3 protein-coding genes and 2 pseudogenes are annotated in these 3808 nt (G+C 60.7%); 4 read left to right on the top strand and 1 reads right to left on the bottom strand.

Annotated features, from left to right (window positions below; translation table 11 throughout):
* Positions 1 to 50 precede the first annotated feature (50 nt).
* From BUB54_RS19540 to BUB54_RS19525, 4 genes and pseudogenes are all read left to right on the top strand, one after another.
* Positions 51 to 263, top strand: a pseudogene (locus BUB54_RS19540) (DNA primase); the annotation flags it as partial.
* A 138-nt stretch (positions 264 to 401) separates the two neighbouring features.
* Positions 402 to 1652, top strand: coding sequence for a tyrosine-type recombinase/integrase (locus tag BUB54_RS19535; protein WP_048877477.1), 1251 nt, complete (start codon positions 402 to 404; stop codon positions 1650 to 1652).
* Positions 1649 to 2599, top strand: a complete 951-nt coding sequence (locus BUB54_RS19530; protein ID WP_008495807.1) for a tyrosine-type recombinase/integrase — start codon at positions 1649 to 1651, stop codon at positions 2597 to 2599. Before BUB54_RS19535 ends, BUB54_RS19530 begins: the two co-directional genes overlap by 4 nt.
* The gene (locus BUB54_RS19525; protein ID WP_039885781.1) at positions 2592 to 3587 is read left to right on the top strand and encodes a tyrosine-type recombinase/integrase; all 996 of its coding nucleotides are present in this window, start codon (positions 2592 to 2594) and stop codon (positions 3585 to 3587) included. Before BUB54_RS19530 ends, BUB54_RS19525 begins: the two co-directional genes overlap by 8 nt.
* Positions 3588 to 3676: 89 nt before the next feature.
* Here the strand turns inward: BUB54_RS19525 and BUB54_RS21695 are convergent.
* Positions 3677 to 3808: pseudogene (locus tag BUB54_RS21695) on the bottom strand (DNA primase); the annotation flags it as partial.

Here is a 3808-nt window from a genome sequence, read left to right as displayed (position 1 = left end):
CGAATACGAACCTGAATTGATGGGCAATCTGTAGCGATGGAGGGGCAACGATGCCCAAGCCTGATTTTTCCATGCCGGCGGCCGAGCTGGCACAGATGCTGGCACGGCAAGCCGAGGCAGTGTGCCGGTATTATCTGCCCGCCGGGCGGCGTGAGGGGCGTTATTGGCTGGTGGGAGACGTTCATAACACGCCGGGGCGGTCCTTGTTTGTCCGCCTGACCGGCGGTGGCACGGGCAAGGGCGCAGCGGGGCGCTGGCAGGAATATGTTGCTTAGCGTATTATGTTGCGGAGTGCCCGTCATTGGTAGCCGGCCCGCCAACTGGCTAACCGGCAGTCAACATAATTTCCCAACGGCGCCAGATCGGCATGATTGCGTCTCCACCATCAAGGAGACACGACCATGTTTGAAGAACTCTTTGTCATTCCGGCATTCGTCAAAAAATATCAGACGGCGCCGCTCGCCGAGCAGCGAGCCCATTATCTGCGATGTCTCCAAAGGCTCGGGGCTCGCCGGAGCACCTTGCGCAGGGCTGCCAATGCTCAACTGAGCCTGATCCGGCTGTTGGATCTGCAGGAAGGCAGCACGGTGACCGTTCTGCAAGTCGAGGCTGCAGCCGCAATCTGGGCACGGCCGAAGGAACGTAGATGTAAGCGGGCGGCCTCGCTCAAAGTGTACGAGCGGTTCGTAAGCTTCGGGATACAGTGGCTCCGTTTCCTGGGATGGCTCGATGAACCCGTGACCTCCTGCCACCCGCACCATGCCGAAGCTACCATTTTTGAAGGGTGGCTGCGCGCAGAACGCGGTTTGTCCGAGGCAACAATTCAAAGCTACCGCCGGGCCGCCGATCATTTCTTTATCTGGCTGGCGGAGCGCGGCATCACGCTGAGCATCCTTCGGATGGTGGACGTAGATGCCGCCATTATGGCGGAGCGCAAACGCGGATGTTGGAGCCGCCGGACGATACATGATTACGCCCAGCGTCTGAAGGCATTCTTTATATTTGCCGAAGCGCGCGGCTGGTGTCGGTCGGGATTAGCCGCGGGCATCATGGTACCGGGGTTCATGGCCGATGAGACGATACCGAAGGGTTTGCCGCGCGAGGATGTCTTGCGTCTGCTGGCTTCGGTCCAGGGCGACCGTCCGGTCGACAAACGCGACCGCGCGGTTCTGATGCTGTTTATCGCTTACGGACTGAGGGCGGGAGAAGTCGCCGGCCTGCAACTGGACGATCTGGATTGGGAGAATGAGCGGCTCCGTGTGCGCTGCCCGAAGCCTGGCCGGACCCATTTGTGGCCGCTGACGCAAAGCGTCGGCCAGGCCATTCTGAGCTACGTGCGGAATGCCCGGCCAACCGGCTTCGGGCGCAGCCTCTTCTTCACATCATGTGCGCCGATACGGCCGCTCGACAGAAAATCCCTGAGCGGGATCGTCGCCAGTCGCCTCGCAAATATTGGCATTATCGCCGGGCGGCGAGGCCCCCATGCGCTGCGGCACGCCGCAGCCCAGCATCTCCTAGACCAGGGCATATCGATGAAGGTAATCGGGGATTTTCTGGGGCACCGGGATCCATCCTCCACGGCAATTTACGCCAAGGTCAACCTCGCTGCGCTACGCGAGGTGGCGGCTCTCGATTTGGAGGGGTTGGCATGACACTGCGAGAAGCCATCGAACAATACATTGCCCTCCGGCAGGCGCATGGTGCGAAGTTCATCGGCAGCGCAAGCATCCTGCGTCGCTTTCTGAGATATGCCGACGGCGATGCCGCATGCGATGCCGTCACCACGGCGCATATCCTTTCTTTTTTAACTGGCAATGGGCAGCTGACGCGGCTGCGTGAGAACAAATATCACGCGCTGGCCGGATTTTGGCGTCATGCGATCGGCCGCGGCCATGCAAGCGCCTCACCAATGCCGGACAACGAGCCGAGGCCGCCAACCCGGACGCCGCCGCATATTTATGCGCGTGACGAACTGCGGAGGCTGTTCGACCGCGACACCATAGAAGCCAGCCGCGCGGGTGCAGTGCAGCTGGATGCCGATACATTCCGGATGCTTTTGCTGCTGTTGTATGGCGCCGGGTTGCGCGCCGGCGAAGCGATGAGTCTCACGCTGGCGGATGTCGAACTGCCAGCAGCCGTCCTGACAATACGTGCCACCAAGTTTTATAAAAGCCGGCTGGTTCCGCTCGGACCACACCTGGCGTCAATATTGGCGGATTATATGTCTCTGCGCCGCCCTGGCGTGGCAGCGTCAGATGAGGAATCCTTCCTGCTCGCAAATCGGGACGGAACGCGGCTTGCAAGCAGCACCGTTCAGGCGGCATTCGATGCCTTACGGCGCATCACCGGTGTCCATGGCAGAGCGGGTGGCCGGCTGTTCCCCAGGCTGCATGATTTCCGGCACAGTTTCGCGGTCCACAGCCTCACAGCATGGTATCGACAGGGCGCGGATGTGCAGAGATTGCTGCCCGTACTGTCCACCTATCTCGGCCATGCCGATCTAGAAGGCACCAAAATCTACCTGACGATGACGCCGGAGCTGCTGCAGCAGGCATCATTGCGATTTGCATGCTATGCGCATGGAGGCCAGGATGCATGATCTCGTAACCCTCGGCCCATGGCTGCGGCGCTTCCTGTCCGAACATATCGTCACCGAGCGCAACCTGGCGCGGAACACGCGCTCCAGCTATCGGGATACATTCTCTTTGCTGCTGCCGTTCATCAGCCGCAAATTGCGCAAGCCCGTGGACCGGCTGGCTGTGCGCGATCTCTCAACCCAGCATGTGCTGCAGTTCCTGGCACATCTGGAGGAGGACCGGGGATGTTCCGCCCGGACCCGTAACCAGCGCCTTGCCGCCATCAGGGCGTTTGCCCGTTTCATCGGCAGCCGGGACCCAGCCCATATCGAATGGTGCGGCCATATCCGGGCCATCGCATCCAAAAAATCCATGCAGCAGCCGGTCGGCTGGTTGGCTAGGCCAGAAATGGAGGCCATGCTCGCCGTGCCTGACCGGAAGACGCCGAGGGGGCGTGACGAATATGCGCTGCTGCTCTTTCTTTACAATACCGGGGCGCGCGTCTCCGAGGCCACGCAATTGAAGGTGCGTGATCTACAGCTTGAGCACGGCAACAGGGGGCATGATCTGGTCACCTTGCATGGAAAAGGTGGCAAGACACGCCAGTGCCCGCTTTGGCCGGAGACAAAAGCCGTGCTGGCCCAACGAGTGCTCGGCCGCGCGGCCGAAAATGCGGTCTTCGTGAGCAGGCTTGGAACGCCTTTCACGCGCTTTGGCGTCTATCGGCTGATCGAACGTTGTGCCGCCCGGGTGCCGGCGTTAGCTGGTAGAACGATAACCCCGCATGTGATCCGGCATACGACAGCCTGCCACCTCGTCCTTGCCGGCGTCGACATCAATACCGTCCGCGCCTGGCTCGGCCATGTCTCGATCAGCACCACCAATATCTATGCAGAGATCGACATAACACTCAAAGCCCAAGCTGTGGCACTCTGCGAGGTGGGGCAGCCTCAACTCGGCCGGTCATGGAAAAACGATAAAGACCTCATGGCCTTCCTCAAATCCTTGTGACGCAGGAGATTATGTTGCGGCGATCTGAGGTCATGTCAGGCCAAAAGGCATGGTCCGGAATTCCGCAACATAACACGCTAAGCAACATATTCTTGCCAGCGCCCAGCAGCCCCCTTGCCCGTGACGCCGCCGGTCAGGCGGACAAACAAGGACCGCCCCGGCGTGTTATGAACGTCTCCCACCAGCCAATAACGCCCCTCACGCCGCCCGGCGGGCAGATA

The organism is Acidocella aminolytica 101 = DSM 11237 (assembly GCF_900129125.1).
Classification (GTDB): Bacteria; Pseudomonadota; Alphaproteobacteria; order Acetobacterales; family Acetobacteraceae; genus Acidocella; species Acidocella aminolytica.
Note: the sequence above shows the minus strand (reverse complement) of the source record. Positions and strands in the feature narration are given on the sequence as shown.